Origin of the sequence: Bradyrhizobium sp. IC3123 (assembly GCF_020193625.1) — a bacterium.
Taxonomy (GTDB): domain Bacteria; phylum Pseudomonadota; class Alphaproteobacteria; order Rhizobiales; family Xanthobacteraceae; genus Bradyrhizobium; species Bradyrhizobium yuanmingense.
Window position 1 is genome coordinate 183,838 of record NZ_JADYVF010000001.1, and the last position, 22,175, is coordinate 206,012.

Here is a 22,175-nt window from a genome sequence, read left to right on the forward strand (position 1 = left end):
TTGCAATCGTATAATCCAAATCTCATGGGCCGGGCCTTGCCGGCCCCGGCTCATTGCCCGAGTCTGGCCATGAGCGCGTCGACGCGCGGCTGGCCCCAGGTCTTGACCGTCAACGGGCCGGTTGGCTCGACATCGACGCCTTCCCCGGGTCCAAGCACGACGCCGCGTCCACGAGCCCTGCGGCTCACGCCGACCCGGCCGTCTGCGACGAACACGGAAGTCTTGGTGTCGGCGACATCGACCGCCCATTTCGTGCCGCGTACTGCGGCAATCGCTTGCGGCGTCAGCACCTTGAAGGGATTGCCGCGCGGCTTCTTGGGCACCTCGATCAGCAGCGCTTTGCTGCTCAACTCCACGGAGTCTATATGTCCGTCGCGGTTGGCGTCCTTAAGTTCAAATCTGGCGCCGTTTTCCGCAACGATGGTGATGCCGTTGTCGCAGCGCCAGGTCTGCGTCCCGGCAGCCGACGGCGATGCCGTGCAGCCCGCATTCGCCGCAGGCTGCGCAGTCGCAGATCCGATCAACAGAAACGACCCCGCCAGGGCGAAAAACCCCGCGCGCGCAATCCCTCTCATGCCAGCCTCCGTTTGCGTGCTCGGCACAGCTCAGGGCAGGATGATACGGTACCGTATCACGCGCAGAGGCTGCTGAAAAGTGCCGAGGTGGGAGCTATTTTCTCGCACCCGCGATGTCCAGAACCGAGGCGATCAACTTTCAATCACGGCGCCGTGCCGCGGTGCCCGGCGCGTCATGAGCATGCACCGTTGTCGCGCGGCCGACGAGGCCCAATCCGACGCGTCGCCCACCAGCCTCGCGCAACGCTGGCGCGTTACGTTCGGGGGCAGTGGAGGGCCACGAAAATGACGTTCTCAAGTGCGTCATGGATGTGGCCGCAGACGTCCGCAGAGCCTGCTGAACCGGCCGAGAATTATAGTTAACAGACCCGACTAAGTCCGTAGTTCTGCGGGCGTTTTTCTCAAAACGGGACAGCGTTAACGAGTCGCCGCAGATCCGCCCGAACTTAATCCGCATTTAACTAAAAGTCGCCTTAATGACGCTCCGACCCTCTGCGAGATGCTGTTCCCGGATCGTGACCAGCGGCACTTCGAAGGGGGACAGAGTGACACCGTCCTGGACGCAAGGCGAATGAGTACGAGTATCGCTGCGCAGAGTAACGCGGCACGGAAGTCCAAGAATTTCTCGAAGAATAATTCGCGGAAATCTTCCCGGAAAATGATCACGATCAATTGGCTTGGCGCCGCGGCGATCGGCTGCGCCGTGGTGGGCGCCGGCTGGACCATCCACAGCAACATCTTCGGCGCGAGCGTCTATCCGACCGTCGGCAGCAGCGGCTACGACGAGCCGGTGATCAAGCGCGCGCCCAAGGTGGCGCTGCGCGAGGCCGGCGAGGCCATCAAGGAAACCTTCGCGCTGCTGCCCGACCGCCTCCAGGTCGCAGCTCCGATCTCGCGCGAGATGTTCAACGAGCGCTTTGCCGCGGCCGCAACGCAGGGCGTGCCGTCGAATGCCACAAGCGCCGCACCCCCGGCGCAGGTCGTTGCGGTGGCCAAAGACGCCCCGAAGCAGGGCGTGATCGCGAAGGTCGCGGAGGCGCTGAAGCCGGCGGCCAAGGGCGCCGACAACGCCGCGGACAAGACCAAGCGCGCGCCGGCTGCCCAGCTGCAACTCGCCTCGGCCGACCCGGCCGAGATCGTGCCGGCGCCTGAAGCCAAGCAAAAATCCTTTGCCGATCGCGCCAAGGCCGCGGTGATGTCGATCACCGCTCCGCGCCAGGCGATGGTGGAAAAGCTGTGGGGCAAGCGCGAAGCGTCCGGCGGGCTGCTCGCCTACGCCTCGGCCGATGCCAGCATCACTGCGTCCATCGCCCCGAAGGAGCAGAACCCGATGTTCGGCGGCGCTCCGCCTTATGAGCGGGACACCGCGGTCTACGACATCACGGCCAAGATGGTGTATCTGCCCGACGGCACCAGGCTCGAGGCGCATTCCGGCCTTGGCGCCAATCGCGACGATCCGGACTCCCGCCGCCTGCGCATGCGCGGCGTGACGCCGCCGCACATCTACACGCTGAAGCCGCGCGAGGCGCTGTTCCACGGCGTGCCGGCGCTGCGCCTCACCCCGATCGGCGGCGAGAGCGCGATCTATGGCCGCGACGGCCTGCTCGCCCACACCTTCATGCTCGGGCCGGGCGGCGATTCCAACGGCTGCGTGTCGTTCAAGGACTATTACGCGTTCCTCGACGCCTACCGCAACAAGGGCATCCGCAAGCTCGCGGTGCTGGCGCGGGTGCAGTGAGGCGAGCTCAGGCCGCAACGGTCTTGCGCAGCGCCATCTCGGTCGCGATCGCGCGCCGGACCGCGGGGCGGGCCTGCATGCGTTCGAGATAGGCCGCGAGCGGTGGCCATTGCGCGATGTCGATCCCTGCCGGACGGAGCAGAAGCAAGGTCCAGGTGAGATGGGCATCGGCCACGGTGAAGGCGTCGCCGACGAGGAATTCGCGGCCCGCCAGATGCGCTGCCGGCACCGACAATGTCTGCATGATCCTCGCGCGCGGCTTGGCCAGCGAGCCGTCGTCCTTGTACCAGAAGGTTGGAAACAGGAACGCCTTGTGGATCTCGGCGCCGACGAAGCTCAGCCATTCCTGCAGGCGATAACGATCGATGTCGCCGGGCCGCGGCGCAAGGCGTGCCTCCGGCTTCACATCGGCGATGTATTGCAGCACCGCTGCGCTTTCCGTCAGCCGCTCGCCGTTCTCCAGCACCAGGACCGGCACCGCGCCCTTCGGTGACACCTCACGGAAGTCGCGGCCGTCGTCCACGAGCCGCTTGGTCCAGATATGGGCGAGGTGATACTGCGCCTCGATTCCGGCCTCCAGCAACGCGATGTGGCTCGAGAGCGAGCAGGCCATCGGAAAGAAGTAGAGCTGCAGCATCGGGAAGGTCTCCTCAGGTCAGCACGTCGCTCTGCGCGATGATCGCGAAGCGGTCGGACAATTCGGCCAGAGCGACCTCGTGAACGATTCTCGCCGGCAGCGTGCCGCCGCGCCCATCGGGAAGATCGCGGGTGGCGCAGGCGTCGGCCGCGATCGTCGTGCGCAGGCCGAGATCGAGCGCGGCGCGCGCGGTCGAAGACACGCACATATGCGTCATGAACCCTGCGAGCACGATGTTCTTGCGTCCGGTCGCGGCCAGCCGGGCCTGCAGGTCGGTGCCGGCGAAGGCATTCGGCAGCGCCTTCTCGATCACGGGCTCGGTCGCGAGTGGCGTCAGGCGTTCGACGATCGCGCCGCGCGCCGCCTCGCGGTCGAACAGGCCGCCGGCGCGGCCCTTGTGCGCGACGTGGAAGATCGCAGCTCCGCTCTCCCGTGCGCGCGCGAGCAGGCGCGCAGCCGCGGCGATCGCCGCTTGCGCCTCGGGCAGGGCGATGGGGCCGGCGCAATATTCGTTCTGGATGTCGATCAGAACGAGGCATGTCTCGTTGAGCTTGGGCGGATCGAGATCGGCGCCGGCGAGTTCGAGCAGCGTCTTTGGAGCGGTCATGCCGTCAGGCTTTCGTGAATTCGGATGCTTCGACACTAGCGCAGCAGCAGCCTGCCATTGTGCAGGACTATTGCAGCTGATGGCTGCGAATTTGCAGGTAGCGTGCGGCGCCTGCTAGGCTCGCCCCGATGAATTGGGACGATCTGCGCATCATCGCCGCGGTCAGGGACGAGGGCACCTATGCCGGCGCCAGCGCGCGGCTGCGCATCGACGAGACCACCGTCGGCCGCAGGCTTGCGCGCATCCAGCGCGATCTCGGCGTGAAGCTGTTCGATGCGGTGGACGGCGTGCGGCGGCCGACGCGCCAGTGCGAGGCGGTGCTCGCGCATGTCGGTGCGATGGCCGCGCATGCGGCGGCGATCGACCGCATCAAGGAGGGCCAGGCCGGCCCGGTCGGGCGGCTGCGCATCGCCTCGACAAATGCGGTCGCCGAGGAGCTGCTGGCGCCGCATGCGAGCAGCTTCCTGCGCGATCATCCGGGGCTGACGCTGCAATTCCTCACCGCGAGCGGCAACGTCAAGTTCTCGCGCTGGCAGGCCGATCTCGCCATCCGCCTGCGCAAGCCGGAGAAGGGGGACTTCACCATCTCCAAGCTCGGCGACGTCAGGCTGTACTTCTTCGAGCCCGCGGACCGCGGCGGCCGCGAGCCCGTTGCGTGCGTCTATCCGGACGAGCTCGACGCGATCCCGGAAGCGCAGTTCTTACGTGCGAAGCGGCTGACCAACATGCGCTGCATCACCGACAATATCCGCATCATCCGCACCATGATCCAGTCGCATCTGGCCATCGGCGTGCTGCCCGAGCACAGCTGCGCACCCCTGCTCGCCGACCGCAGCCTGCGCGCCACCCTGCTGCCGAAGCGCCGCGACGTCTGGCTGCTCGTGCAGAACCACCTCAAGCGCGATCCCGCGACACGCGTGACGATCGCGTGGGTGAGGGCGTGCTTCCAGGACAGTGCGCGCAAATGATGCCGCATATCGCCGCGATCATCGCGCCACGCTGCGCACGCTGCGACGAAAAAACTTCACCCGCCCCCTTGCAACCCGAACGTGCCTGGTCTATTAGCGCCGTCCTTCGCTAGGCCATGGGTTCGGGCTCGCTGAGATCCCGACTGGCGCGGGCCGGGTCTTGCCGGTTTCGTGTTCCGCCGAATGAAGGAGAAACGCAGGACGTAGCTCATGGAGAGCGTCGGGTTGAACACCCGAAGGCATCGGTTCGATTCCGGTCTCTTGCACAAAGGATAGCTCAGTTTGGTAGAGCAGATGACTTTTACTCATCGGGTCGCGGGTTCGAATCCCGCTCCAGCGCTCCGTCTCAGCGTGAAACGCTGATACCTCTGACGAGGACCGGACGCGCGCTTCAGTCGCGGTCCGGCCGTTTTGCCGCAAGGCTTTCCGTCCGAACCTAGACACTGTGAGACCGGCTTTGCGCCGCGGGTAGATACCGCTTGCGCTGATGCCGGGTGGCTCCGCACGGCCGCGCGACACGTCTCGCGCGATCGCGCGCGTGCGCCCGTCGTCATGCAAGCTCAAGCCCCGGCCCGCCGATTTCGCGGGAAGCGTCGTCCGCGTCCTCACGTCCTTTGCAGGTGTAACCCGCTATCCGGCCGCGCTCGGCCGGAGGCAACTGAAGGAGGCGTGCCATGACTTTGAACAAGACTTGGCATTTGCTGATGCTGAACGTGACGGTGAAGGATGGCGAGCGTGCGTTGCTGACGCGCAACGGGCAGCTCGTGCGCGTGCTCGCGCCCGGCAAGCATCGCCTGTTCGATCCCCTGCACGAGCTGAAGGTCGAGGTGCTCGACGTGGTCCGCAGCGAATTTCCTGCGGAGCGCTACGCAGTGCTGAAGGCCGCGCGGCCTGACCTTGCCGCCGAGCTGTTCGAGGCGGTCGAGACCAAGGCGGACGAGATCGCCATCGTCAGCCTCGACGGCCGGCCCGTGCATCTGATGACGCCTTGGCAGGTGCGCGTCTACTGGAAGGTCGCAACGCGCATCGATGTCGAGCGCATCGATGTGTCCAGCGACGTCAGGGTCGACGCGCGGCACCTCACCATGATCGAGCGCAGCCGCTCGACCGTCATGAGCGAGACTGTGGTCGAGAACCACGAAGCGGGCCTGCTCTATGTCGAGGGCCGGCTCGTGGAGCGGCTCGCGCCCGGCCGGCACGCCTTCTGGACCGTCGGCCGCAAGATCGAGGTGAAGCGCCTCGACCTGCGGCCCCAGGCGGTCGAGATCACCGCGCAGGAGATGCTGACCAAGGATCGCATCGCGCTGCGGGTGACGCTGACGGCGTTCCGCCGCATCGTCGATCCCGAGCGCACGGTGGCGACCGTGCCCGACGTGGATGCGTGGCTGTACCGCCTGGTGCAGTTCGCGATCCGCGAGGCGGTGGCGGGCCGGACGCTGGACGAGGTGCTGTCTGCGAAGGCGGTGCTGGATGCGGAGCTGCGCGACTATGTGCGTGCACGCGTCGCAGAGTCCGGCGTGGAGGTGACCGAGCTCGGCGTCAAGGACGTGATCCTGCCCGGCGAGATCCGGGAGCTGGTGAACAAGGTGGTGGAGGCGGAGCGGGTCGCGAAGGCGAACCTGATCCGCCGGCAGGAGGAGACCGCGGCGACGCGTTCGCTCCTGAACACTGCCCGCCTGATGGAGGAGAACCCCCTGCTGCTTCGGCTCAAGGAGCTGGAGTCGCTGGAGCGGCTGGTCGAGAAGGTCGGCCGCATCGACCTCCATGCCGGTGAAGGCCAGGGCCTCGATGCCCTCCTGACCCGGCTCGTGCGTCTGAAGGCGCCCGAGAGCGCATGAACCGAAGGGCCGCCCACGGGCGGCCCTTCACATTGGCGTTGCCGCCGTCTGCGATGAACGCGATCGGCGCGCAGCGCGACCAATTTGAGCTCGTCGGGGATTGAGCGCGCTCGCAGGTTGCGTCATCTTGGGGCCGCAACGTCTTGATCAGGGAAGGCCCATGACCGTTCTTCAGGAATCGATCCGCCCCGCGGCACGATCCAGCGACTGGAAGGCGATCGTCGTCCTGATCCTCATGATCCCGGTGCTGTGGTCGCCGGTGATCCTGTTTCGCTTCGTTCTGTATCAGCCGTTCAACATTCCGTCCGGTTCGATGACACCGGCGCTGATGGTCGGCGACTACGTCTTCGCCGCGAAATACGCTTACGGGTATGGCCGCTATTCCCTCCCATTCGCGTCGTCCTGGATCTCGGGCCGCATCCTCGCCGCCGATCCCGAATACGGGGATATCGTGGTATTCCGGACGGCGAAGGACAGTTCTGCCGACTACGTCAAACGCGTCGTCGGCCTGCCCGGAGACCGCATCCAGATGCGGCAGGGCCGGCTCATCCTCAACGGCCGCCCGGTGACCCGCGTCGCCCTGGAGGCGACATTTGCCGGCGACGCCTGCGGTGTCGACGACCGCGCCGCCGTCAAGCGCTGGCGCGAGACGCTGCCGAGCGGCGCGTCCTATGTGACCTACGACTGCCTCGACAACGGCTATCTCGACAACACAGACGTCTTCACCGTGCCGCCGGGCCACATCTTCGTGCTCGGCGACAACCGCGACAATTCCACCGACAGCCGCATGTCGACATTCGGCTTCGTCCCGATGGACAATCTCATCGGCAAGGTGACGCGGATCTTCTGGTCGCTGGATGAAGACGGCGAGCCGCGTTTCGAGCGGCTCGGGAAGGTGGAGTAAGGCTTGCTCCGTCATTCCGGGGCGGCGCGCAGCGCCGAGCCCGGAATCCATAATCACAGGCGGACGGGAATGGCCTACTATGTCTACATCCTTGCGAGCAAGAAACACGGCACGCTCTACATCGGCGTGACCAACGACCTGGTGCGCCGCGTGTATCAGCACAGAACGAAGACCGTCCCCGGCTTCACGAGCAAGTACGGCATCGACAAGCTCGTCTTGTTCGAAATCTACGACGATGCCGTGAGCGCCATTGCCCGCGAGAAGGAGCTCAAGAAATGGCGACGTGACTGGAAGACGCGTCTCATCGAGGAGCAGAACCCAAATTGGGATGATCTCTATCCGGGGCTGACCAAATAAGGTTCATCCTGCACTCCTTGTAATTCCGGGGCGCGCCCCCTTGGGCGCGAGCCCGGAATCCACAATCACAGCCAGATGGAGTGGGCCCGCTATGCCCGTCGCCCGTGAGTTTCGTGGTTATGGATTCCGGGCTCGCGCCCAAGAGGGGCGCGCTCCGGAATGACGTGCTCCCCAAAACAAAAACCCCGGCATCGCTGCCGGGGTTTCGCATTTCGTCGTTTGCCTGAACGGCTGGATCAGAAGTCCATGCCGCCCATGCCCCCGCCCGGGGGCATCGCCGGGCCGGCGCCGCCCTTCTTCGGCAGCTCGGCGACCATGGCTTCCGTGGTGATCAGGAGCGCAGCCACGGAGGCAGCGTTCTGAATCGCGGTGCGGACCACCTTGGTCGGGTCGATGATGCCCTTCTTGACGAGGTCGGCATATTCGCCGGTCTGGGAGTCGAAGCCGTAATTGTAGGCCTTGTTCTCCAGGATCTTGCCGACGATCACCGAGCCGTCTTCACCGGCGTTGATCGCGATCTGGCGAGCGGGGGCCGACAGCGCCTTGCGCACGATCTCGACGCCGGTCTTCTGGTCGTCGTTCTTGGTGCGCAGACCCTTGAGCTGCTCGGAGGCACGGAGCAGGGCGACGCCGCCGCCCGGGACGATGCCTTCTTCCACGGCCGCGCGGGTCGCATGCATCGCGTCATCAACGCGATCCTTGCGCTCCTTCACCTCGACCTCGGTCGCGCCGCCGACGCGGATCACCGCGACGCCGCCCGCGAGCTTGGCGAGACGCTCCTGGAGCTTCTCACGGTCGTAGTCCGAGGTGGTCTCCTCGATCTGCGCCTTGATCTGCGCCACGCGCGCCTCGATGTCGGCCTTCTTGCCGGCGCCGTTGACGATCGTGGTGTTCTCCTTGTCGATCATCACCTTCTTGGCGCGACCGAGCATGTTGAGCGTGACGTTCTCGAGCTTGATGCCGAGGTCTTCCGAGATCGCCTGGCCGCCGGTCAGGATCGCGATGTCCTGCAGCATGGCCTTGCGGCGATCGCCGAAGCCCGGAGCCTTGACGGCCGCGACCTTGAGGCCGCCGCGCAGGCGGTTCACGACGAGGGTCGCAAGCGCTTCGCCTTCGACGTCCTCGGCGACGATGACCAGCGGCTTGCCGGTCTGCACCACGGCCTCGAGCAGCGGCAGCAGCTCGTTCAGCGAGGAGAGCTTCTTCTCGTTGATGAGGATGTAGGCATCGTCCATCTCAACGCGCATCTTGTCGGCGTTGGTGACGAAGTAGGGCGAGATGTAGCCGCGGTCGAACTGCATGCCCTCGACCACGTCGAGCTCGGTCTCGAGCGACTTGGCTTCCTCGACGGTGATGACGCCCTCGTTGCCGACCTTCTTCATGGCGTCGGCGAGGAACTTGCCGATTTCGGCATCGCCGTTGGCCGAGATGGTGCCGACCTGGGCGATCTCGTCGTTCGAGGTGACCTTCTTCGAGTTCTTCTCGAGGTCGGCCACGACGGCTTCGACCGCGAGGTCGATGCCGCGCTTGAGGTCCATCGGGTTCATGCCGGCGGCGACCGACTTGGCGCCTTCCTTCACGATCGCCTGGGCGAGCACGGTGGCGGTGGTGGTGCCGTCGCCGGCCGCGTCAGCGGACTTGGAGGCGACTTCGCGCACCATCTGCGCGCCCATGTTCTCGAACTTGTCGTCGAGCTCGATCTCCTTGGCGACGGTGACGCCGTCCTTGGTGATGCGGGGAGCGCCGAACGACTTGTCGAGCACAACGTTGCGGCCCTTCGGACCGAGCGTGACCTTCACCGCATTGGCGAGAACGTCGACGCCGCGCAGCATCTTGTCGCGCGCTTCAACCGAGAATTTGACTTCTTTGGCTGCCATCTGGAGTTTTCCTTAGGTGAGTTTGACTGGAGGGAGGAGAGGGGCTCTTAAGCCGCCTTCTTCTTGGACTCGGTGACTTCGAGAACGCCCATCACGTCGCTCTCCTTCATGATCAGCAGGTCCTGGCCGTCGATCTTGACCTCGGTGCCGGACCACTTGCCGAACAGCACGCGGTCGCCGACCTTCAGGTCGATCGGGATCAGCTTGCCAGCTTCGTCGCGGCCACCGGGGCCAACGGCGACGACTTCGCCCTGGGAGGGCTTTTCCTTGGCAGTGTCGGGAATGATGATGCCGCCAGCGGTCTTCTCTTCTGCGTCGATGCGCTTGACCACGACGCGGTCGTGAAGCGGACGGAATTTCATGCAGTCCTCCTAAGCAATTGCACGTGTTGAGAATTTGGAGATTGTTAGCAGTCGTTGCCCGTGAGTGCTAGCACGAGCGAGCCTGAAATAGGACAGGAATTTTGCGGGAGCAAGGGTTTGTAGCAGAAAAATTAGCAGCCGAAAGCGCGGACTGCCAGAAACCCCTCGCCATCGTTAACCGGGCAGCCGTGACCGTATTAGCACGGAGTCGTCTCTGCTGCTAAAGCATTGAATTTCAACAGCTTGTTAAACTTTTGGGCTTGAGATGAGTTGTCAGTTTGCGTCACATTTCTCGTCTGTGAGCGCATCGTTTCCGGGTGGCTCCCCGGGGCACGGACCAAGCCACTCGCCGAATGCGCTCCTGCAAAGGAGGTTTGGCATGGGACTGCGCGTTGGGGGCGTTTCCGAGGAATTCCGGAAACAGATGCTGGGCTACGGGCTGACGACGGCACAAATTCTCTATCGGATGCCGGATCATCCCTCGCTGCTCCAGACCTATGTCTGGCAGAACTACGACATGTTTCCGAAATTCCCCGCGCTGACCGATTTCCTGGCGTTCTGGCAGGAGAAGCTCGACGGTCCCCTCCATTCGGTGACGGTGGCCCATTCCAAGCTGATCAAGCCGGCCGAGCTCCGCGCCGTTGACGGCGTGTTCCGCCTGCATTGAGGCCGCAAGGGTGGATTAGCCTGCGGCGGCGCGACGCGCTGCCGCTGGCGTAATCCACCTCGTTTCTCTCCGCGTGCCGAAACAGAAATGGTGGATTACGCCTTCGGCTAATCCACCCTACGAGATCACGCAATCAGACGCCGCCGCTGCAATAACGCGTCCACATCGCGCGATAGGCCGCGTCCACCGCGCGTGCATATGAGACGGGGTTGCCCGCGGCCGCGGCGTTGATCATTGCGGGCAACTCGCGGCGCAACTTGTCGAGCTCGCCGATCTCGGCCGCGCGGCTGGCCGCGATCTCGACATAGCCCTCCTCGCTGTCGGCGACCCAGTCCGGCAGGCCAAGTGCGGTGAGGATGGCGCCGGCGGCGCGGCCGGGCAGGCTGTTGCCGAGCTTCGCCACCACGGGCACGCCCATCTGCAGGGCTTCCCATGTGCTGACGCCGCCGTTCTGCGGGAACGGATCGAGAGCAATATCGATGCGATTGAACGATGCCAGATGCTCGTCCCGCAAGGTGGCCCCGAGCAGATCGACGCGTTCGGCCGGCAATCGGCAAGCCGCAAATCGCGCCAGCAGCTTGTCGCGGACCAGCTGGTCGTCGAGCGCAACGTCCTTGATCAGCAGTCGCGAGCCCGGCACCCGTTCGAGGATCCTGGACCAGACTGCCGCCGCCTCGTCCGAGATCTTGCTGATGCGGTTGAAGACACCGAACGTGACGAAGCCGTTCGAGAGTGCCGGCGTTGCGGCTCGCGCAATCCCGGCCGGCAGCGGCGCCAGCGTCACGAAGCACGGCAGGTCGACCACCGTCTCTGCAAGCAGATGCCGAACGTCGTGCGGAATCCCGACCGGATCCGAGAACAGATAGTCGATCGCCGGCAACCCGGTGCCGGTGCCGTGGCCCCAGCCGTGCGCCTGGATCGGTGCCGGCTTGCGCGCAAATACGCCGAGGCGGTTTCCTCTTGTATGGCCGGACAGATCGATCAGGATATCGATGCGATCGGCGCGAATCTGGGCGGCGAGGCGATCGTCGCTCCATTGCGAGGCGTCACGCCAGCGATCGGCGATGCCTTGAAATTCGCGTGTCGTCGCGTCCTCCTTCGCCGAGCACGAGTAGCACACGATCTCGAACTGGGCGCGGTCATGGTGTTGCAGGACGGGCTTGAAGATGAACGCAGCCGAATGCGCGTTGAAGTCCGACGAGACGTAGCCAAGCACCAGGCGGCGATCCGGATCGCGGCCGTTGTCATGCGGTGCCGCCGCTTCTGAAGCGATTCTCGCGCCGATCCGCTCCCACCATACGCGTCGCGCCTGCTGATGCCGCTCGACGCTGGCGTCCGGCACAAAATCGAGCGTGAAGATCTTGCTCGAGATCGCGCTCTCGAGATCGGGCCTGATATCGAGGGCTCTGTCGAAACTGGCGAGGGCTTCGTCGACCCGGCCTAGTCCGGCAAGACAAAGGCCCAGCACCAGATGAGCCTGATCGGAATCGGGCGCGATCGCGAGCGCCCTCTCGCAATCGGATAGTGCCTGGGCCATCTGCCGGGTCTGGAGCAAGACATTGGCGCGCCAGAGCCATCCGTTCACGTCGTCAGGGGCGAGGGCGATTGCCCGGTTGCAATCCGCCATGGCCTCGTCGAATCGCTGCAGCTCCCGGAGTGCCACGGCGCGGTTCGCCAGCGCCGCCGCATAGTCGGGCTTGATCGCGAGCGCGCGGTTCAGGCTTGCAAGAGCCTTGTCGTAGTTGCGCAGACGGCAGAGCGTGGAGCCGCGGCCGTTGTGGGCTTCGGCGAGGTTTGCGTCGACGGCGAGCGCCCGATCGTAGCTGTCGAGCGCTTCCTGGTAGCGATCCAGGGCCGCGCTCGCGTTCCCGAGATTGGAGAGAGCGAGGGCGTAGTTGGGCCGCAAGGCGAGCGCCTTGCGATAGCTCTCGCGGGCATCAGTGTGACGTTTCAGCCCGTTCAGCGCGACGCCCAGGCTCATATGGGCTTCGGCCGATCGCGGATCGACGACAACCGCCCGGCTCAGCAGGCTCTCGGCCTGCTGATAATTCCCAGCATCGGACTCCAACGCGCCGAGCATATGCAGCGCGATGAATTGATTGGGCGCGATCTGCAGGAGCTGGCGATAGGCAGCCTTGGCCCCGGGCAAGCGTCCCTTCTTGTGCAACTCGAGCGCTTGCCCGAGCAAGGGCAGCACGTCGGCCTTTTGCCGCTTCTGAAGCCGGGCATTTTGAAATGCACGCTGACCGACATTGCTGCCCATGAATCAATTCCCCCGGATGTCCCGGGCGAGACTAGTTCAGCGCGAGAACGAAGACGAGACGACCCCAGCCCGACGCGCCAGCTTGGGGCAAGCTACGATCCCATACGGTGATCGCGTGATTGGCCTCAGCCTCTTACCCTCCAGGGGAGGGTCCTGGAGGGGGAGGGTGACAGCGCGGATGCGGCACTACTCAACACGACCAGCTCTGCGATTGCTGCCTCGCCCACGACTGGATAAGCTGACCTTCAAGCCATACCGCGCGACGGCGGCTCAGAAACAGGGAGGCAGACAATGGCCAAGCAAAAGGCATCGAGGCCCGCATTGAAGACCGCGGTGAAGAAGCGGAGTGGCGCCAAGGCGGCGGCGCGATCCTCGGCACGCAAGGCCGTGAAGGCGAAGGCGCGCACTGCCGCTGCGAAAAAGCCCGCACGTCCGAAGCAGCGCATCGCCGTCAGCCATCACCGCGAGGAAGACTTCAAGGCCGACGGCCTGCGCGCCTACGCGAAGTATCGCGATCTCGGCATCGGCGAGGCGACCCATGGCCTCGCGCAGGCGCATGTGATCCGCCTGCAAGGTCCCTGCAACCCGGCCGAGGTGTCCAAGCTCCACTATCACGACGTCGAATTCCAGATGGTCTACGTGCTCAAGGGCTGGGTGAAGACCTATATGGACGGGCAGGGCGAGACCTTGATGCAGCAAGGCAGCGCCTGGACCCAGCCGCCGAAGATCAGACACATGATCCTGGACTATTCGGACGACGTGGAGCTGCTGGAGGTGATCCTCCCCGCTGAGTTCAAGACGGTGGAGCTGAAGGCGTAAGCGCAACTCTCGATCGCTAAAATGCGGTCGATCCGAGAAACCGGGCGGTCAGCAATCGGGATGATTTCGGCCGCCCCGCAAGCCTGGTGCTAACCAGTCGAAAATACCTCTCGCGTCAACTCAAGGCTGTGTCAACGCGGGAAATGCTTTCATGGCGACCAACACTTTTGGCCGACGCGGCACCGTAGCGCCAGCTCCAAGAGCATCGTTTCAAGCCGCCGCCGCGCCGATCGCCATAGAGAAGCCCTCTTCCAGCGAGGAGACGCTTTTTGCCGACAACAAGCTTCTGGCCGACATCCCCTTCCTCACCATCGGCCTGATCTTCGGTCTGCTCCTGATCTTCGTTCTGCAGCGTAGTCTCGCCATCGACATCGCGCGGGACGGCGATCTCGATGTCCGCTCGCTGATCGCTCAGGGGGCGTCCGGCTACGATCTCGTCGTCGGGAGGGGAGAGTGGTGGCGAATCGGCCTTGCGCCGCTTCTGCATGGCAGCGGGTGGCACCTCGTGAGCAACTGCGTGGCGCTGTTCATCGTCGGCGTCAGGCTGGAGTCGCTGATCGGCCGCGGCTGGTTTGCTTTGATCTTCGTTGCCAGTGCATTGGCCGGAGAGGCCGGCTCGCTGCTGGGCAACGGCCCCGGCACGGTCGGCGTCGGTGCGTCCGGCGCCATCACCGGGCTGATCGCCGCGCTGTTCGTGGCGAGCTTCGATCCCGAAGCGGACGCCGATCAGACCATATCGAGGCTGAAGACGTCGCTGTTCTTCGGTGTTCCCGCACTGCTGCCAATGGCCTTTGGCGCTTCCGGCAACGTCAACTATTACGCCCACGCAGGCGGTGCGGTGGCCGGCGCCGCGCTCGCCGTCACGCCGTGGCTCGCCTTCTGGTCCTATGACAGCCTGCCGCGGAGCGCGAGCATGACCTTGCTGGCAGGATCCATCGGATCTCTCATTTGCGCCGGCTTCGCCGCCGCGCATTATTCGGCCTACATGGCCGATGCCGCGCACTATATCCGCGCCTCGGAAGTGCCGATGAAGGGCGACGAGATGGCCAGCCGGTCGCTCGATCTCGTTAGCCGCTACCCGAAAGACGCGCGGGCTCACGTCTACCGTGCTGTCTTCTTCCTGGAACAAGCGGATATCAATGCCGCCGAGAGGGAAGCGCAAACCGCCATGTCGCTCGCAGCTTCGGACGTGGCGGGTGGGCCGGTGCGCTCCGGGGCGCAGGGCTTGATGGCGGTGTTGCTGTCGGTGCAGGGGCGAACCAGCGAGGCGAAGGCCATGGCGGCCGAGCCATGCCGTGCCAAGATGCCCGAGGTGCGTCGCATCCTGCAGAAGTCGAAATTGTGCGGTTGATGCAAAGAATCTCGCCGCCGTCATTGCGAGGAGCTCTTGCGACGAAGCAATCCAGACTGTCTCCGCGGACGCATGTCTGGATTGCTTCGCTTCGCTCGCAATGACGCGTGGAAAGAGAGCCTACGCCAGCACCCCCACCACCGCTCCCATCAGACACGTCGTCAGCGTCCCCGACACGATCGACTTCAGCCCCAGCGCGTTGATCTCCTCGCGCCGCTCCGGTGCCATCACCCCTAAGCCGCCGATCATGATGCCGAGGCTGGCGAAATTGGCGAAGCCGCACATTGCATAGAGCATGATCAGGCGCGAGCGCGGATCGAGCGTATCGGGCGGCAGCTTCGAGAAGTCGACATAGGCGATCAATTCGTTCAGCACGGTCTTGGTGCCCATCAGGCTGCCGGCGGTGATCGCCTGATCCCACGGCAGCCCCATCAGCCAGCACACCGGCGCCATGACGAGGCCGAGCAGCCGCTGCAGCGAGATCGCAGCGCCCCCGACGTGCGGAAGCAGGCCGAGGATTGCGTTGACGAGATAGACCAGCGCGACCAGCACCAGCAGCATCGCGACGATGTTGATCAGCAGCTCGATGCCCGCGCTGGTGCCTTTCACGATCGCGTCCATCGTGCTGGCGACCTCCATTTGCGGATCCTCCAGCGCGCCGCCGGTGCGCTTGTCGGAGGTTTCAGGGACCATGATCAGGCTGACCAGGATCGCCGCCGGCGCGCCGAGCACGGAGGCGATGACGAAATGCGCGGCGGCGTCGGGAATGAGCGGCGCCAGCAGAGTCGCATAGAGCACCAGCACGGTGCCGGCGATGCCGGCCATGCCGCCGGTCATGACCAGGAACAACTCGCTGCGCGTCATCTGTGCCAGATACGGCCGCACGAACAGCGGTGCCTCGACCATGCCGAGGAAGATATTGGCGGCGGTCGAAAGCCCGACGGCGCCGCCGACGCCGAGGGTGCGCTCCAAGAGCCAGGCCATGCCGCGGACGATCGGCGGCAGCACGCGCCAATAGAACAACAGCGTCGTGAGCACGCTCATGACCAGCACGATCGGCAGTGCCTGGAACGCCAGGATGAAGTCCGCGCCTGGCGCCTTCAGGTCGAAGGGCAGGGGTCCGCCGCCGATATAGCCGAACACGAAGGCGGAGCCGGCCCGCGAGGCCGCCGAGATCGCGCCGACCGCGTCGTTGATGGCGCCGAAGGCATGAGCGACGACCGGCAGCTTCAGCAGCACGAGGGCGGTGACGAAGGTCGCGGCGAGGCCGATCGCCGCCTGGCGCAGCGACACCGCGCGCCGATTCTCCGCCAGCGCGAAGGCGATCAGCAGCAATGCGAAAATGCCGAGTGCAGATTGCAGGCGCAGCATGATGTCCCAAACCCTCGATGATTATGGCCGTGCCTGCGCTGCAAAGGCAATGCCGGGAGCAGCCGGGAACGACCAGTGTTGACAAGCGGGGCCACCTCGGCCACCCGGGGGCCTTCGATATCGAGGGAAAGAGCGGTCCGAGCGTGACCGAAGAGGCGATGCCAGAGCAGCCAATATCCGGACATCGACCGGTCACCGCCGGTGAGCTCCTCCGCCATCCCGCTTTCCTGTTCTTCCTGCTCTCGCGCAGCCTGTCGCGCTTCTCCAGCCAGATCGCGGCCGTCGCGATCGGCTGGCAGATCTACGATCTCACCGGCTCGGCGTTCGACCTCGGGATGGTTGGTCTCGTCCAGTTCCTGCCCACCGCGCTTCTGGTGTTCGTCGCCGGCCACGCCGCCGATCGCTACGAGCGCAAGCGCGTCGTCCAGCTCTGCCAGCTGGTGGAGGCCGCGACCGCGCTCTATCTCGGGGCCATCACCTATCTCGGCGCGGTCAGCGAAGTGCAGATCTTCATCGCGACTTTCCTGCTCGGAATCGCCGGCGCGTTCGAGAGCCCGACCACGGCGGCGCTGCTGCCGCTGATCGCGCCGCAGGGCTCGCTCCAGCGCGCCACTGCCGTCTCCAGTGGGGCGGCGCAGGTCGCGACCATCACGGGCCCCGCGCTCGGCGGCATCGCCTATGCGGTCGCCCCGCACCTTGCCTATGCCGTGATGGTCCTGTTCTGGGTCTTGGGGATGATCTTGACCGGCTTCATCCGGCCGCGCCCGCAGGCGATCGCGAGGGAGGGGATGGACTCGGACAACATCTTCGCCGGCGTCCGCTTCATTCGCAGCAACCCGGCGATCCTCGGGACCATCTCGCTCGATTTGTTCGCCGTGCTGTTCGGCGGCGTCACGGCGCTGCTGCCGATCTATGCCCGCGACATCCTCCAGACCGGCCCGGTCGGGTTAGGCGTGCTGCGCGCCGCGCCTGCGGTCGGTGCCTTGCTGATGACCATGGTGCTGGCGCGCCACGCGATCTCCCGGCATGTGGGCCTTCGCATGTTCCAGGCCGTGATCGTGTTCGGCCTCGCCACCATCGTGTTCGCGCTGTCGTCCTGGATGTGGCTGTCGGTGCTGTCGCTTGCAATCCTCGGTGCGGCCGACACGATCAGCGTCGTGATCCGCTTCTCGCTGGTGCAGCTGTCGACGCCCGATGAGATGCGCGGCCGCGTCGGCGCGGTGAACTTCCTGTTCATCAACGCCTCGAACCAGCTCGGCCAGTTCGAGAGCGGAGTGGCAGCCGCGCTGCTCGGCGCCATGCCTGCCGCCGTGCTCGGCGGCGTCGCCACCGTCGCAGTGGCGCTGCTCTGGATGAAGCTGTTTCCAGCCCTGCGCAAGGTGGAGAGCCTGGAGTAGGCGCTCCGCTCTCTCAACGTCATTGCGAGGAGCCCGCGACAAAATTGCGTAGCAATTTTGCGCTGATGCGACGAAGCAATCCAGAATCTCACCGCGGCGGCAGCCTGGATTGCTTCGCTGCGCTCGCAATGACGATTGTTGAGATGGCGTGGGGACTTAACTCGCGTCACGCCCGCAGCCCGGCAGCAGCAGGCGCCTCTTGACGCCTACTGTGCATGGGGTTGTTTTCGCGCTTTTTTGTTCAGCCCCGCCCGACGAACGGCATCTTGGTCGCCATCACCGTCATGGTCAGCACGTTGGCATCGAGCGGCAGGCTGGCCATGTAGGCCACGGCATCGCCGACTGCTTTCGCGTCCATGCGCGGCTCGTGCTTGGTGGTGCCGTCGGGCTGCAGCACGCCGGGGCCGTTGACCATGCGGTCGGTCATCGGAGTTGCGGCATTGCCGATGTCGACCTGGCCGACGGCGATGTCGTACATGCGGCCGTCGAGATTGCTGGCCTTGGTGAGGCCGGTGATGGCGTGCTTGGTCGAGGTGTAGGCCGCCGAGAATGGCCGCGGCGCGTGCGCCGAGATCGAGCCGTTGTTGATGATGCGGCCGCCGCGCGGGGTCTGATCCTTCATGATGCGGAAGGCGTGCTGGGTGCACAGGAACGGGCCGGTGAGGTTGGTGTTCACCACGGCCTGCCATTGCTCGAGGCTGAGATCCTCGAAGTTGACGGCCGGCGCGCCCATGCCGGCATTGTTGAAGAGCACGTCGAGCCGGCCGTAGGTCGCCTTCACCTTGTCGAACAGCGCGGCGATGGAGTCCGGCTTGGTCATGTCGGCGGTGACGCAGAGGCTTTTTCCCGCGGGACCGAGCTTTGCCGTCTCCTCGAGCATGTCGAGCCGGCGGCCTGTGAGCACCACGGTGAAGCCGGTGTTCATCAGCGCCAGCGACGCCGCGCGCCCGACGCCGGTGCCGGCGCCCGTCACCAATGCGATCTTTTTCGCTTCACTCATCGTTTCCTGCCTTTTCTCTTCTGCTGTCAGGTTTTGGGTTCTTTGTCGTTCTTGTAGGGCGGGCGCGGAATGTTCTGATGCGCCGCGCGCAAGGCCGCCGACCAGCGCGAGCGCAGGTCGTGGAAATAGGGCTCGCCTGCCTCGATGCGGTGGTTGAGATCGGCCTCGCAGGCATCGTTGCGCACCACCAGCACGTCGATCGGCAGGCCGACGCCGAGATTCGAGCGCATCGTCGAATCCATCGAGATCAGGCCCGTCTTCAGCGCCTCGTAGAGCTCGACGTCGTAATGCATGGCACGGTCGAGCACCGGCTTGCCGTATTTGTGCTCGCCGATCTGCAGGTACGGCGTGTCGGTGGTGCACTCGATGAAATTGCCGGCGGTGTAGACCATGAACAGGCGCATCCGCGCGCCCTTGATCTGACCGCCGAACAGAAAGGAGACGTCGAAGGACACGTCCTCGGATTTCAGCGCCGGCCCTTCGGTGGCATGCACCGCCCGGATCGCCCGGCCGATGCGCTGGGCGGCCTGGAACATCGTCGGCGCGTTCATCAGCGTCTCGATCTCGCCCGTATTGGGATCTTCGAGGCCCTCGGTCAGCGTCGACAGCACCGACTGGCTGATGGCGAGGTTGCCGGCACTGGCGATCGCCATGATGCGCTCGCCGGGCTTGGAGAAGATGTGCAGCTTGCGGAAGGTTGAGACATTGTCGAGGCCGGCATTGGTGCGGGTATCGGCGATCATCACCAGACCGTCCCGAACCAGGATTCCGCAGCAATAGGTCATTTCCAGTCCCCGAACGCGTTTGCGCGGAATTACTAGCCAATTTCAAGGGCCACTCCAACCCCCGATTAAGCCCGTCATTCCGGGGCGCGACGAAGTCGCGAGCCCGGAATCCATTCCTCCACCAACTCTGCGACCAGATGGATTCCGGGTTCGCGCTACGCGCGCCCCGGAATGACGGTGCGAGACGGCAAGCTAGTCAGCTGCGTCGACCAGAAACGCCTCATCAACCGGCACGCCGAGCGCCGTCACCAGCCGGTTGGTCTCCGCGGCCATGCCGACGATGGCGAGCAGCTCCCCATATTCGGCCTCACTCATGCCCTTGGCCTGTGCCGCGGCCGTGTGGGAGTGGATGCAATAGCTGCAGCCATGCGCGATCGACACCGCGACGTAGAGCATTTCCTTGACCTTGGGATCGAGCGCGCCGGGAGCCATCACCTCCTTGATGCTCTCCCAGGTCCGCCGCAGCGTCTTCGGATCGTGCGCCAGCGCGCGCCAGAAATTGTTGACGAAGTCCGATTTCCGCACTTTACGGATGTCGTCGAAAACGGCTCGCGCTTCAGTCGAGAGTTCATCATCCGAAAGCAGTTTCACAGTCGCCATGGCTACCTCGCGGGTTGATCCGATCCCGCGATTGTAGCACGCCGAATGTGTTCGGCTGGCGGCTCCTAGCTCTGCCGCTGGGATTGCGATTGCGACTGCCCGCCGCGGCCGGCCTGTTCGACCTTCACCGCCACCGTCAGCGTTTCCGTGCCGCCGCCGTAGCGCGTGCCGCGCACCGGGGCCGCGCCGAGATAGTCAAGCCCGATCGCGAGGCGGACATGCGCGTCGGTGGCGCAGATGCTGTTGGCGGGATCGAAGCCGACCCAGCCGAGATCGGGCACGTAGGCCTCTGCCCAGGCATGGCCGGCGTCCTGGTGCACCGTGTCGTCCGCACGCAGGAAATGTCCGGAGACGAAGCGCGCCGGCACGCCGCCGGCGCGGGCGCAGGCGATGAAGATGTGCGCGTAGTCCTGGCAGACCCCGCGCTTGAGCGTGAACGCCTCCGCTGCGGACGTGCCGCTGTTGGTCGGGTCCTCGTCGAACGTCATGTGATCGGCCACCTGCGTCATCAGCGTGTGCAGGAAGCCCAGCGTGTCGCTCTCGGCCTCGCTGCGCAACTGGCGCGCGACCGCCGTCATCGCCGGATTGACCGAGGTGAGGTCGGTGACGCGCAGGAACATGCCGGGGGGAAAGCGCTCATCGCTGCCACGCAGCACGCCGCCGGTGTCGTGGGTCTCGATCAGCCCTTCGGCAATGATCTGGATGTCGCCGACGGGCCCGCAGGACAGCACGTGGGTGACGTTGCCGAACGCGTCCTCATGCATGTCGAGCTTGGTGTCGGTGGAGACGTCGATCTGCCATTCCGCGACGTATTGCCCGTCATGGCTGCCCGGCGTCATGCGCAGGATCTGGATCACGCTGGTGGCCGGCGGCTCGTAGCGATAGGTCGTGGTGTGCTGGATTCGCAGGCGCATGGTGGACCGTGTCGTTTGTTGTAAGGCGTGACTGCCGTCGCAAAGAAGCTCGTCATGCCCGGGCTTGTCCCGGGGCATCCACGTTCTTCCTCGTCGCGCAAAAGCAAGAACGTGGATGGCCGGGACATCTAGCGCGAAGACGCGCTTCGCGCTTTTGCCCGGCCATGACAATATCCCCTGTCGTCAGTCGAGCGACATTAGATCAAATACTGCTTCGTGATGATTTCGCCCAGCCTGGAATTGTCCGCGATGAATTCCTGAATGAATTCATGCACGCCATGCTGGAAAATGTCGTTCATGTTGCTGTGTTCCAGCCGGTTGCGGATGCCGCGGGCGTGGCGCTGGGCCGGGCCCTGGCGGCCATAGGCGACGCCGATCTGGTCGAGGTTGCGCACGAGGTTGCCGTAGCAGCTGGCGAGCGAGCGCGGCAGCGTGTCGTTGAGGATCAGGAGGTCCGCGATCAGCCAGGGCTTCAGCGTCTCGCGATAGACCCAGTGATAAGCCGTCAGCGCCGAGACCGAGCGCAGGATCGAGCTCCACTGGTAGAAGTCGAGCGGCCCGCCGACATGCTCCTCCTCGGGCAGCAGCACGTGATACTTCACGTCGAGGATGCGCGCGGTGTTGTCGGCGCGCTCAAGGTGCACGCCCATGCGCGAGAACCAATAGGCGTCGTTGCGCAGCATGGTCCGATAGGCCGAGCCGTCGAAACGCAGCGAGGTCTCCTGCACGAAGCGCAGGAATTTTGCGAGGTCCTCGCGCGTCGAGGTGCCCTTGCTCCACACCGCCTGAAGCTCGATCCAGGCCGAGTTGATGGTGTCCCACATCTCGCTGGTGAGGGCCGTGCGCACCGAGCGCGAGTTCAGCCGCGCCGCTTCGATACAGTTTCGGATCGAGGACGGGTTGTTCTGGGAGAACGAGAGATACTCGACGACGTTGTGCTCGTTGGCTTCCTCATAGGCCTGATAGAAGCTCGCGGCGACCCCGGCCGTGAGCAGCGCCGAATCCCATTCATTGGTCTTGCCGATATAGGCGGCGGGAAGCGCGGTGACGCGCAGCGTCGCATCGATGGTGCGCGCGAGATATTCGGCCCGTTCGACGTAGCGGGCGAGCCAGTAGAGGTTTTCGGCGGTACGCGACAGCATCTC

21 protein-coding genes and 2 tRNA genes are annotated in these 22,175 nt (G+C 65.0%); 11 read left to right on the plus strand and 12 right to left on the minus strand.

Annotation, left to right across the window (positions count from 1 at the left end):
* Positions 1-50: 50 nt before the first annotated feature.
* Entirely contained in the window at positions 51-575 is a 525-nt protein-coding gene (locus I6F20_RS00975) for a FecR domain-containing protein (RefSeq protein ID WP_036043640.1), read from the minus strand.
* A 658-nt stretch (positions 576-1,233) separates the two neighbouring features.
* Here I6F20_RS00975 and I6F20_RS00980 point away from each other — a divergent pair.
* Positions 1,234-2,313: a tlde1 domain-containing protein gene (locus I6F20_RS00980; RefSeq protein ID WP_225124784.1), complete on the plus strand. Its 1,080-nt coding sequence runs from the start codon at positions 1,234-1,236 to the stop codon at positions 2,311-2,313.
* A gap of 7 nt (positions 2,314-2,320) precedes the next feature.
* On the opposite strand, the gene I6F20_RS00985 is transcribed toward I6F20_RS00980, so the two are convergent.
* Positions 2,321-2,950 (minus strand): glutathione binding-like protein, encoded by a 630-nt coding sequence (locus tag I6F20_RS00985; RefSeq protein WP_225114395.1) that lies wholly within the window; start codon positions 2,948-2,950, stop codon positions 2,321-2,323.
* A gap of 13 nt (positions 2,951-2,963) precedes the next feature.
* Positions 2,964-3,557 (minus strand): cysteine hydrolase family protein, encoded by a 594-nt coding sequence (locus tag I6F20_RS00990; protein WP_036012801.1) that lies wholly within the window; start codon positions 3,555-3,557, stop codon positions 2,964-2,966.
* A 128-nt stretch (positions 3,558-3,685) separates the two neighbouring features.
* Here I6F20_RS00990 and I6F20_RS00995 point away from each other — a divergent pair, with 128 nt between their 5' ends.
* From I6F20_RS00995 to I6F20_RS01020, 6 genes are all read left to right on the plus strand, one after another.
* The gene (locus I6F20_RS00995) at positions 3,686-4,525 is read left to right on the plus strand and encodes a LysR family transcriptional regulator (protein WP_225124785.1); all 840 of its coding nucleotides are present in this window, start codon (positions 3,686-3,688) and stop codon (positions 4,523-4,525) included.
* 196 nt (positions 4,526-4,721) lie between these two features.
* A tRNA-Phe gene (locus tag I6F20_RS01000) sits at positions 4,722-4,791 on the plus strand.
* Positions 4,792-4,795: 4 nt separating this feature from the next.
* Positions 4,796-4,861, plus strand: a tRNA-Lys gene (locus I6F20_RS01005).
* A gap of 338 nt (positions 4,862-5,199) precedes the next feature.
* Positions 5,200-6,363: a slipin family protein gene (locus I6F20_RS01010; protein ID WP_225124786.1), complete on the plus strand. Its 1,164-nt coding sequence runs from the start codon at positions 5,200-5,202 to the stop codon at positions 6,361-6,363.
* 160 nt (positions 6,364-6,523) lie between these two features.
* Positions 6,524-7,267 carry a signal peptidase I gene (lepB, locus tag I6F20_RS01015; RefSeq protein ID WP_225124788.1) on the plus strand — a complete coding sequence of 248 codons (744 nt, stop codon included), beginning with the start codon at positions 6,524-6,526 and terminating at the stop codon, positions 7,265-7,267.
* A 69-nt stretch (positions 7,268-7,336) separates the two neighbouring features.
* Positions 7,337-7,624, plus strand: a complete 288-nt coding sequence (locus I6F20_RS01020; RefSeq protein ID WP_225124790.1) for a GIY-YIG nuclease family protein — start codon at positions 7,337-7,339, stop codon at positions 7,622-7,624.
* A 236-nt stretch (positions 7,625-7,860) separates the two neighbouring features.
* On the opposite strand, the gene groL is transcribed toward I6F20_RS01020, so the two are convergent.
* Complete coding sequence (groL, locus tag I6F20_RS01025; RefSeq protein WP_057029537.1) at positions 7,861-9,501, minus strand: chaperonin GroEL; 1,641 nt, start codon at positions 9,499-9,501, stop codon at positions 7,861-7,863.
* A 47-nt stretch (positions 9,502-9,548) separates the two neighbouring features.
* Positions 9,549-9,863: a co-chaperone GroES gene (locus tag I6F20_RS01030; protein ID WP_008563030.1), complete on the minus strand. Its 315-nt coding sequence runs from the start codon at positions 9,861-9,863 to the stop codon at positions 9,549-9,551.
* A gap of 379 nt (positions 9,864-10,242) precedes the next feature.
* On the opposite strand from I6F20_RS01030, the gene I6F20_RS01035 reads away from it, so the two are divergent.
* The gene (locus I6F20_RS01035; RefSeq protein ID WP_036015394.1) at positions 10,243-10,530 is read left to right on the plus strand and encodes an usg protein; all 288 of its coding nucleotides are present in this window, start codon (positions 10,243-10,245) and stop codon (positions 10,528-10,530) included.
* A 133-nt stretch (positions 10,531-10,663) separates the two neighbouring features.
* Here the strand turns inward: I6F20_RS01035 and I6F20_RS01040 are convergent, their stop codons facing one another.
* On the minus strand, positions 10,664-12,793 hold the full coding sequence (locus I6F20_RS01040) for an O-linked N-acetylglucosamine transferase, SPINDLY family protein (protein ID WP_225124792.1): 2,130 nt from the start codon (positions 12,791-12,793) through the stop codon (positions 10,664-10,666).
* Positions 12,794-13,084: 291 nt separating this feature from the next.
* Here I6F20_RS01040 and I6F20_RS01045 point away from each other — a divergent pair, with 291 nt between their 5' ends.
* Both I6F20_RS01045 and I6F20_RS01050 read left to right on the plus strand, forming a co-directional pair.
* Positions 13,085-13,612: a cupin domain-containing protein gene (locus I6F20_RS01045; protein ID WP_036029806.1), complete on the plus strand. Its 528-nt coding sequence runs from the start codon at positions 13,085-13,087 to the stop codon at positions 13,610-13,612.
* Between the two features lie 151 nt (positions 13,613-13,763).
* A complete protein-coding gene (locus tag I6F20_RS01050) occupies positions 13,764-14,963 on the plus strand; it encodes a rhomboid family intramembrane serine protease (protein ID WP_225124794.1) in 1,200 nt (399 codons plus the stop codon).
* A 120-nt stretch (positions 14,964-15,083) separates the two neighbouring features.
* On the opposite strand, the gene I6F20_RS01055 is transcribed toward I6F20_RS01050, so the two are convergent.
* A complete protein-coding gene (locus I6F20_RS01055; RefSeq protein WP_225124795.1) occupies positions 15,084-16,334 on the minus strand; it encodes a NupC/NupG family nucleoside CNT transporter in 1,251 nt (416 codons plus the stop codon).
* 158 nt (positions 16,335-16,492) lie between these two features.
* Between I6F20_RS01055 and I6F20_RS01060 the strand changes: the two genes are divergently transcribed.
* A complete protein-coding gene (locus tag I6F20_RS01060) occupies positions 16,493-17,731 on the plus strand; it encodes an MFS transporter (RefSeq protein WP_036029811.1) in 1,239 nt (412 codons plus the stop codon).
* Positions 17,732-17,972: 241 nt separating this feature from the next.
* Here the strand turns inward: I6F20_RS01060 and I6F20_RS01065 are convergent, their stop codons facing one another.
* From I6F20_RS01065 to I6F20_RS01085, 5 genes are all read right to left on the minus strand, one after another.
* Positions 17,973-18,731 carry an SDR family oxidoreductase gene (locus I6F20_RS01065; RefSeq protein WP_036029803.1) on the minus strand — a complete coding sequence of 253 codons (759 nt, stop codon included), beginning with the start codon at positions 18,729-18,731 and terminating at the stop codon, positions 17,973-17,975.
* A gap of 26 nt (positions 18,732-18,757) precedes the next feature.
* Positions 18,758-19,516 carry a proteasome-type protease gene (locus tag I6F20_RS01070; RefSeq protein ID WP_036015360.1) on the minus strand — a complete coding sequence of 253 codons (759 nt, stop codon included), beginning with the start codon at positions 19,514-19,516 and terminating at the stop codon, positions 18,758-18,760.
* Positions 19,517-19,708: 192 nt separating this feature from the next.
* Positions 19,709-20,116 carry a carboxymuconolactone decarboxylase family protein gene (locus I6F20_RS01075; protein ID WP_225124797.1) on the minus strand — a complete coding sequence of 136 codons (408 nt, stop codon included), beginning with the start codon at positions 20,114-20,116 and terminating at the stop codon, positions 19,709-19,711.
* Between the two features lie 65 nt (positions 20,117-20,181).
* The gene (locus tag I6F20_RS01080) at positions 20,182-21,030 is read right to left on the minus strand and encodes a transglutaminase family protein (RefSeq protein ID WP_036029799.1); all 849 of its coding nucleotides are present in this window, start codon (positions 21,028-21,030) and stop codon (positions 20,182-20,184) included.
* Between the two features lie 197 nt (positions 21,031-21,227).
* Complete coding sequence (locus tag I6F20_RS01085) at positions 21,228-22,172, minus strand: alpha-E domain-containing protein (protein WP_036015356.1); 945 nt, start codon at positions 22,170-22,172, stop codon at positions 21,228-21,230.
* Positions 22,173-22,175 lie beyond the last annotated feature (3 nt).

What these genes read in the sequence shown, in the direction of transcription:
- I6F20_RS00980 (WP_225124784.1), top strand. Translation starts at nt 1,234, where the DNA reads ATGATCACGATCAATTGGCTTGGCGCCGCGGCGATCGGCTGCGCCGTG.
- groL (WP_057029537.1), bottom strand. Translation starts at nt 9,501, where the DNA reads ATGGCAGCCAAAGAAGTCAAATTCTCGGTTGAAGCGCGCGACAAGATG.
- I6F20_RS00985 (WP_225114395.1), bottom strand. Translation starts at nt 2,950, where the DNA reads ATGCTGCAGCTCTACTTCTTTCCGATGGCCTGCTCGCTCTCGAGCCAC.
- I6F20_RS00995 (WP_225124785.1), top strand. Translation starts at nt 3,686, where the DNA reads ATGAATTGGGACGATCTGCGCATCATCGCCGCGGTCAGGGACGAGGGC.
- I6F20_RS01030 (WP_008563030.1), bottom strand. Translation starts at nt 9,863, where the DNA reads ATGAAATTCCGTCCGCTTCACGACCGCGTCGTGGTCAAGCGCATCGAC.
- I6F20_RS01050 (WP_225124794.1), top strand. Translation starts at nt 13,764, where the DNA reads ATGGCGACCAACACTTTTGGCCGACGCGGCACCGTAGCGCCAGCTCCA.
- I6F20_RS01055 (WP_225124795.1), bottom strand. Translation starts at nt 16,334, where the DNA reads ATGCTGCGCCTGCAATCTGCACTCGGCATTTTCGCATTGCTGCTGATC.
- I6F20_RS01040 (WP_225124792.1), bottom strand. Translation starts at nt 12,793, where the DNA reads ATGGGCAGCAATGTCGGTCAGCGTGCATTTCAAAATGCCCGGCTTCAG.
- I6F20_RS01085 (WP_036015356.1), bottom strand. Translation starts at nt 22,172, where the DNA reads ATGCTGTCGCGTACCGCCGAAAACCTCTACTGGCTCGCCCGCTACGTC.
- lepB (WP_225124788.1), top strand. Translation starts at nt 6,524, where the DNA reads ATGACCGTTCTTCAGGAATCGATCCGCCCCGCGGCACGATCCAGCGAC.
- I6F20_RS01070 (WP_036015360.1), bottom strand. Translation starts at nt 19,516, where the DNA reads ATGACCTATTGCTGCGGAATCCTGGTTCGGGACGGTCTGGTGATGATC.
- I6F20_RS01065 (WP_036029803.1), bottom strand. Translation starts at nt 18,731, where the DNA reads ATGAGTGAAGCGAAAAAGATCGCATTGGTGACGGGCGCCGGCACCGGC.
- I6F20_RS01060 (WP_036029811.1), top strand. Translation starts at nt 16,493, where the DNA reads ATGCCAGAGCAGCCAATATCCGGACATCGACCGGTCACCGCCGGTGAG.
- I6F20_RS01020 (WP_225124790.1), top strand. Translation starts at nt 7,337, where the DNA reads ATGGCCTACTATGTCTACATCCTTGCGAGCAAGAAACACGGCACGCTC.
- I6F20_RS00990 (WP_036012801.1), bottom strand. Translation starts at nt 3,557, where the DNA reads ATGACCGCTCCAAAGACGCTGCTCGAACTCGCCGGCGCCGATCTCGAT.
- I6F20_RS01080 (WP_036029799.1), bottom strand. Translation starts at nt 21,030, where the DNA reads ATGCGCCTGCGAATCCAGCACACCACGACCTATCGCTACGAGCCGCCG.
- I6F20_RS01035 (WP_036015394.1), top strand. Translation starts at nt 10,243, where the DNA reads ATGGGACTGCGCGTTGGGGGCGTTTCCGAGGAATTCCGGAAACAGATG.
- I6F20_RS01075 (WP_225124797.1), bottom strand. Translation starts at nt 20,116, where the DNA reads ATGGCGACTGTGAAACTGCTTTCGGATGATGAACTCTCGACTGAAGCG.
- I6F20_RS01010 (WP_225124786.1), top strand. Translation starts at nt 5,200, where the DNA reads ATGACTTTGAACAAGACTTGGCATTTGCTGATGCTGAACGTGACGGTG.
- I6F20_RS01045 (WP_036029806.1), top strand. Translation starts at nt 13,085, where the DNA reads ATGGCCAAGCAAAAGGCATCGAGGCCCGCATTGAAGACCGCGGTGAAG.
- I6F20_RS00975 (WP_036043640.1), bottom strand. Translation starts at nt 575, where the DNA reads ATGAGAGGGATTGCGCGCGCGGGGTTTTTCGCCCTGGCGGGGTCGTTT.